Annotated in this window: 4 protein-coding genes; 1 reads left to right on the forward strand and 3 read right to left on the reverse strand. The window is 72.0% G+C overall.

Features of this window, described 5'->3' with window-relative positions; genetic code table 11:
* Nucleotides 1-62 precede the first annotated feature (62 nt).
* On the reverse strand, nucleotides 63-1,487 hold the full coding sequence (locus CAP_RS35595) for an endonuclease/exonuclease/phosphatase family protein (RefSeq protein WP_044249127.1): 1,425 nt from the start codon (nucleotides 1,485-1,487) through the stop codon (nucleotides 63-65).
* A 215-nt stretch (nucleotides 1,488-1,702) separates the two neighbouring features.
* Here CAP_RS35595 and CAP_RS35600 point away from each other — a divergent pair, with 215 nt between their 5' ends.
* Nucleotides 1,703-3,184, forward strand: coding sequence for a thioredoxin family protein (locus CAP_RS35600; protein ID WP_052376573.1), 1,482 nt, complete (start codon nucleotides 1,703-1,705; stop codon nucleotides 3,182-3,184).
* Between the two features lie 9 nt (nucleotides 3,185-3,193).
* Here CAP_RS35600 and CAP_RS35605 read toward each other — a convergent pair whose 3' ends face one another.
* Both CAP_RS35605 and CAP_RS35610 read right to left on the reverse strand, forming a co-directional pair.
* Nucleotides 3,194-4,867 (reverse strand): alpha/beta fold hydrolase, encoded by a 1,674-nt coding sequence (locus CAP_RS35605; RefSeq protein ID WP_081865598.1) that lies wholly within the window; start codon nucleotides 4,865-4,867, stop codon nucleotides 3,194-3,196.
* Nucleotides 4,868-5,039: 172 nt separating this feature from the next.
* On the reverse strand, nucleotides 5,040-6,023 hold the full coding sequence (locus tag CAP_RS35610) for a hypothetical protein (RefSeq protein WP_231511891.1): 984 nt from the start codon (nucleotides 6,021-6,023) through the stop codon (nucleotides 5,040-5,042).
* Nucleotides 6,024-6,653: the final 630 nt, after the last annotated feature.

The following is a 6,653-nucleotide window of genomic DNA, read 5'->3' on the forward strand; positions in this document are numbered from 1 at the left end:
CAGGGTGGGGACCTGGTTCAGCAACAGCGATGCCAGGGAGGACGGCAGGAGAGGGCCGTCGTTCAGCCGCCCTCAGGCGTGATGTCCACGACCACCCCGTAGTGGTCCGAGAAGCCGGTGCGGACCCGCTTCCCCCGCACCTGCACGTCGAGCGGGCGACGCAGCAGATCGCGGTGCGAGGCGCCGCTCAGCCCCCGCAGGAGCACGTGGTCGATGAGCGAGCCGCGCGTCCCCTGCCCGCCGGAGAGCGGGTTGTCGCTACAGTACGTGCAGTTCGGGGGCCCCGAGACGCCGCTGGGATCCACGAACCCCCACGCGATCAGCCGCTGGAAGTGCCCCGGCAGGCGCGCCGAGACGGAGGGCGCCGCCGCGGGCCCGGTGTTGAGGTCCCCGAGCAGGACGATCGGCTCTCCCCGCGGCACCTTGCGCTCCACGTACGCGAGCAGCGCCTCGATCTCGCGCCGCTGGTCCGCGGTCCACGACCCCCCTGCCGGGTGCGGCACCCCGCCCACCTCCGCGGTGAGGTGGGTGCAGAAGGCGTGAACCGGCCCGATCGGCGCGTCGAGCCGTGCATAAAGCACCCCGCGCCGCGCCAGCGCCGAGGGAAACACGTAGGCATCGCGCGCGGTGATCGGCGCGCTGGTGAGCAGGCCCGTGCCGAAGGAGCCTCCGTACCCGTAGAAGGTCTGCGCCGTCAGTCGGGCATCGCGCACCTCGCGAGCACCTCGCTTCACCGCCTTCGCCGACGCTGCCGCCGCGCCATCCACGCAGCTCTGCGCGAACTCGGTGAACGACCGGCGGGGATCGCGCCCGAGGCAGCTCAGACATCCCCCCGAGACCGTGGGCAGCACGTGCATGCACCGCTCCAGCACGCAGCGCGCCGCGTCCGATCTCGCCCCGCCGCAGGGCGTCGCGCACACCGCGAGGCGCCCGAGATCCTCCGGCGCGCAGAGGGCCGTCCCTCCCGGATCCGGCGCGAGGTGGTGGGTGTTCGGCAGGCGCTCCGCGGTCGCGTTGGTGAGCTGGTGCCAGTGCTCTTCGAGCCAGAACTCCTGGACGCAGAGCAGATCGAGCGGCTCCTCCGCGAGCGCCTTCACCACCGGCTCGGCGCGCGCATCGGCATGCGCCAGGATGCCCACCGCGAGCCCGGCGTTGAAGGTGCCCGCGCGGAAGGGCCCACGTGAACGGGCAGCACCACGCCCCGACCGCGAGGCCGCTCCGGTCGATGCGGAAGCCTCGCCTGGCGCGCCCGACGTCGCTGACGCTCCCGGCGCTCCGGACGCAGCAGGCCGCGCCGAGGGCGGCAGGTGGGCCGTGAAGGCATCGCGGAAGGCCGCGCCCGGAGCCGGAGAGGCATGGGTCCCCTCCCCGCCGCACCCGATCACCAGCAGCGCCAGCACCAGCCCCATCCAGGGCAGGACCGCGCCGTCCGGAGCGCGGCCGCGCGCGCGCCCTACCGAGCCGAGCGAGGGAGAAGAGGCACACATCCGACCGAACGACGCGAAGGGAACGCGCGCGAAAACGTTCGAGAAAGCGCGTGAGAAAGGAAGAAGATCCACCACACCGCGCGCTGTAGCAGGCCGCAACGCACCGAGCACGCGTGGATGCATCGAGTTCACCTGACGCGCCTGATGCGCCTGATGCGCCTGATGCGCCTGATGCGCCCGGTGGCCTCTCAGCATGCACCGCGTTAGCATCGAGCATGCTCTCGCGTTCCCTCGCCCTGCTTCCCGCAGCCCTGCTCGTCGCTTGTGCCTCGGCGCCTCCCCTGGAGCCTCCGCCTCCGGTGCCGCCGCCCCTGGTCGCGGCGACGCAAGCGCAGGGCGAGCCCGGCGCGACGCCCTCCGGAAAGGCCGCCGTGGCGTCCGCCGAGCTGCCGCCGCTCGCGCCTCTTCACGACGACCTCGAAGGCGCGCGCGCCAAGGCCAGGGCGCAGGGCAAGGCGCTCTTCGTCGATGCCTGGGCGCCCTGGTGCCACACCTGCCTGAGCATGAAGCACTACGTGCTCGACGACCCCTCGCTCCGTCCCCTCGCCGATCGGGTGGTGTTCGTGGAGCTGGACACCGACCGGCCCGAGAACGAGGCCTTCGTCGAGCGCTACAAGATGTCCGTGTGGCCGACCTTCTTCGTGCTCGACCCCGCCGACGGCGAGGTGATGAGCCTCTGGTCGGGCGCCGCCTCCGTGGAGGAAGTCCGCGCCGTCGTGGAGGAAGGCGCGCGCGCGGTGACCGATCGCGCCGGCGCCGCGAAGCCCGAAGGCCACCCGGACCGCCTCCTCGCCAGCGCCCGCAAGGCCCAGTCCGCGGGTGACTACACCGCCGCCGCCGCCGCTTACGGGCGCGCGCTCGACGGCGCCGGCCAGGACTGGCCGCGCCGCAGCGAGGCGCTCTACGGGCGCCTCCAGGCGCTCTACAAGAGCAAGGACCTCGCGACCTGCACCCGCTTCGGGCGCGAGCACCTCACCGAGGTGAAGGGCGCCGCGCAGCCGGCAGACTTCGCGAGCTACCTCCTCACCTGCGCGCGCGCGCTCCCCGACAAGGCTGCCGGTGAGCAGCGCCCCGCGCGCGAGGCGGCCATCGCCCAGCTCCGCACCCTGACCCGCACCCCGCCCCCGGGCTCCACCCCCGACGACAGGGCCGATGCGCTCGGCATCCTCGCCTCCGCCCTGAAGGACACCGGCGACACCGCAGGCGCCCGGCAAGCGCAGGAGGCGCGCCTCGCGCTCCTGGAGCAAGCCGCGAAGGAGGCGAAGACCCCGGAGATGGCCGCGACCCACGACTACTTGCGCTCCCTCACCTACCAGGAGCTGGGCCGCGGCGACGAGGCCGTGGCCATGCTCAAGGAGCGCGAGCGCCAGCTCCCCGACCTCTACGAGCCCCCCGCGCGCCTCGCCCAGGCGCTCCACGCGCTCGACAGGAACCAGGAAGCCCTCGCCGCCGTGGACCGCGCCCTCGCCCGCTCCTACGGCCCGCGCAAGACCGGCTACCTCAAGCTCAAAGCGCAGATCCAGCTCAAGCTCGGAGACAAGAAGGGCGCCGTGGAGACCCTGCGCGCCGAGGTGGCCGCCCACGAGGCGCTCGCCCCGGCGCTGCGGCGCGAAGAGGCGCTCACCGACGCGAAGAAGCGCCTCGCCGAGGCAGAGAAGGGCCCCGCCCCCAAGATCCGCGCCAGCGTCCCCCGCTGATCACGCGGCTCAGCGGAGCCGCAGGTCCAGCGCGCGTGCCGAAGACAGCGGCCGCACCCGCGACAGCGCCCGCGCGACCGCCTCCACGTCGATCCGCGCGGGCGCGGCCTGCTTCGCGGCGTCCATGCTGCCCGCAGCGGTCTTCGGTGCCGGGTTGTCCCAGGTGTCGTCGGTCCCGAACACGAGCTGGTTCTGCGCCGCCGCCAGCTCGAACGGGATCGGCATCACCTCCTCGGCGCACGAGGTGTCCGGCACCGTGCTGGGATCCTTGAGGAAGTCGAAGGTCATCGCCGCCCCGCACGAGAGCGCCTCGGGATCGGCGGAGGGCATCATCAGGACCCCGTGCACCATGCGCTGCACGGTGACGAACGTCTGCAGGGGACCGCGGAGCCGCTCGCCAGCGACGCGCGCCGTCTCGATGGGCGTCTGCGGATCCATGGTGCCGTTGAGCATCAGCAGCGGGACCTCGGTCCGTGGCCAGCGATCGACCAGCGCGTCGGGCGCATACCGCGGCCACACGTCGAACGCAGGGCCCACGTAAGGCCCCAGATCCTGGCTGGCCCGTGTCGATGCGGCCCGGCCCTCCAGCGCCTCGACGCTGGGCGCAGGCACCTCCCACATCTCCGAGAACATGACGTGGTTCTGCAGCGACTGCGAGAACCCGGTGTCGTCCGAGCCTGCGGAGAAGAGAAACTCGAAGAGGTGCGCGAGGGCCTCCATGTCCGCCGCCTCGCACCGATCGAGGCGGTACACCACCGGCATGAGCAGGCTCCGCCCCGTGGCGCCTGCGACCAGGTACGCGAGCGTCTGGCGCAGGAGCCGCCTGTCGATCCCCAGCGCGCTGCAGTGCCCCGCGTCGATCTTCTCGTACAGCGCATCGATGCGCGCCCACGGATCGTCCCCCATCCGCGCCGCGCACGCCGCGTCGGCCGCGCACACCGCGGCGAGCTCCTTCGCGACCGGATCGAACTGCAGGTCGAACGTCGACAGCCGCTGCGCGCCCGGCGAAGCCACCGAGTCGAGTACCACGGCCGCTGGCTGCTCCGGATGGAGCTGCAGGTAACGGAGCGCCCAGTACGTGCCGTACGACACTCCCCACACCATCGCGCGCTGCCCTGGCTCCCGGGTCCGCTCGATGAGCATCCCCACGTCCTGCGCGGCGTTCGTCGTCGAGAACCCGGCGAGCCCCTCCCCCCACCTGTCCTTCAGCTCCGCCGCGCACCCCTCCCACTCGTCGGCGAGGACGTAGTCCTCTCCGGGTGACGTCTCCTCTTCGGCGGAGCACCCCAGCCGCGCCGACTGCCCCACGCCCCGGTGATCGAGCGTGTAGATGTCGAACCCCGGCAGGTTCGCCGCCATGACGTCGACGATCTCGTGGAGGTCTCCCCCGCTCCCCCCCGGCCCTCCCGCCAGCAGCCAGAGCTGCGTCGCCTCGGGATCCCCCGACAGCTTGCGCGCCACGAGGATCGGGATCTGCGCGCCCTCCGGCTCGTCGTACCGGAGCGGAAGCTCCACCGTCGCGCACTCGGTCTGGAAGAACGGCGGACACTCCCCCCAGACCACCGGCTCCGGTTCGACGCCCGGCTCCGGCTCCTCCGCGTCACCGCCGCAGCCTGCCGACCCCGCAGCGAGCAGCGCGCCCACCACCACGCCCAGACGCCTCCACGACCCGTGTCTTCTCATTGAACCCCCATGTCCGCCTGGTGAGTACCCGCTGGTGAGTACCAGGGAGATCACCTGTGCAGCAACGGAAGTGCCACGCGGGGCCACGCAAAGCACGAAGCAAACGCGTGCGCCTCCCTGACGGTTTTCCCTGCCTGCGGGCCGAGAGGACGCGCGTCACCTCGGGGAGACCTCAGGACGAGCGCGGGAAGATGAGCACGTACGACCCCGGCGCCGGGTTGAAGAGGATGGCCTTGTCCGGGTTCTCGTCGCGTTTGAAGTGGGCGTACCAGGGCAGCGCCTTCCACGAGTCGGTGTCCTTGATGAACTCCCGCACGATGATGTCGAGCTCCACGTACTTCCCGCCCGTGTGCGCCTGCAGCTCCGGCCCGAAGCTCCAGCGCTCCCTCCCCGGCCCGGGCGCAAGGTCGTTGTGGAGCGCGCCACCGTAGGCCACCACCATCTTCCCCGCCATGCTCTCCCGCGCGAGCAGCGCCTTCGCCTTCGCCGCCGTGAGCCGCGCGATCATCTCCAGCATCTGATCGATCGACCCCTGCCCCGCCTTGAGGATGGCGTCGTACTCCGCGCACGAGGGCCGGAGGATGTCCGGCACCACGCCGAGCCGCTTCGCCTCGTGCCCGAGCGTGACGAACTCGCTCTGGTTCCCCTGCGCCTGGCTCTGGGTGACGGCCTTCTGCTCCTCCTGGACCTTGGCCACCTTCTGCTTGTTGCAGCTCGGGTCCACCGCCCACAGCTCCACGATCAGGTCCGACGCCTTCCCGCTGAGCAGCGGCAGGAACGACTCCGTGAACCGCTTCGTCGCCGAGGCCACGCCCTCGTTCCCTTGCTGCGCATGCGACTCCCCCACCGCCAGCACCCGCGGCGACGACTCCAGCACCCGCGAGAACGCCTGCACCGGCGTGTCGAAGAGCAAGCACCCGAGCGCACCACACGACGCCGGTCCAGGCGTGGCCGCAGGGGCGACCGCAGCCGCCGAGGTGGGCGCCGCCGAGGGCGCCGCACCGGCCGTCGCCACCGCACCAGAAGCCTGGGATGCCGAAGCCTCCGGCGCCGCGGCCACGGGCACCGGCGTCGAAGCCCCACCCGCCGGGGGCTGCGGGCTTGCACACGCCGCGAGGAGCAGCGTCATTGCGAGCAAGGTCGAGGGCTTGCGCATCCCCGGAGGATACCCTGAACCGCCGACCAGGGCCCCGGCACTGCCGCGGAGTCGCCGGGAGCGATCGTCCTCACACCCGATGGTGTCCCGGGGTCGCCGGGAGCGGGCAGTCTCGCCCCGGGTGCCGCCGCGGAGTCACCGGGCTCGGATCGCCTCGCCCTGGCGACTGGCGCGGATCCACCGGAACTGGATCCCCTCGGCGACGGCGCCGACCGGGAACAGGGTCCGTCGGACGCCAACCGGCGTTGTTCCAGACTGGAACAAGACCCGCTGGAGGCTTACCAAGGCTGTTCCCAGGAACTGCCTTGGTCAGTCGGAGGCCTACCAAGGCTGTTCCCAGGAACTGCCTTGGTCGTCGGAGGCTTACCAAGGTTGTTCCGGAGCGGGACCATGACCGCGGGACACCAACCAAGGCAGTTCCAGTCCGGAACAAGGCCCGTCGGTCTCCCGCAGGCAGTGCAGCCGCGGAACAACACCGGTTGGCATCCCCCGACCAAGGCAGTTCCCCGGGAACAACGCCGGAGGGAGGAAACCAGCCGGTGCAGTTCCGCTCCGGAACAGCCTCGGTCGGCCTCCAACCGAGGCTGTTCCAGCCCGGCCCCTCCCCGCGACGCCCTCCTCACGCCACCC

The organism is Chondromyces apiculatus DSM 436 (assembly GCF_000601485.1).
In the GTDB taxonomy this organism is placed as follows: domain Bacteria; phylum Myxococcota_A; class Polyangia; order Polyangiales; family Polyangiaceae; genus Chondromyces; species Chondromyces apiculatus.

Bases quoted from the DNA above. Each gene is read 5' to 3' on its own strand.
- CAP_RS35595 (WP_044249127.1), bottom strand. From the start codon at position 1,487: ATGTGTGCCTCTTCTCCCTCGCTCGGCTCGGTAGGGCGCGCGCGCGGC.
- CAP_RS35600 (WP_052376573.1), top strand. From the start codon at position 1,703: ATGCTCTCGCGTTCCCTCGCCCTGCTTCCCGCAGCCCTGCTCGTCGCT.
- CAP_RS35605 (WP_081865598.1), bottom strand. From the start codon at position 4,867: ATGAGAAGACACGGGTCGTGGAGGCGTCTGGGCGTGGTGGTGGGCGCG.
- CAP_RS35610 (WP_231511891.1), bottom strand. From the start codon at position 6,023: ATGCGCAAGCCCTCGACCTTGCTCGCAATGACGCTGCTCCTCGCGGCG.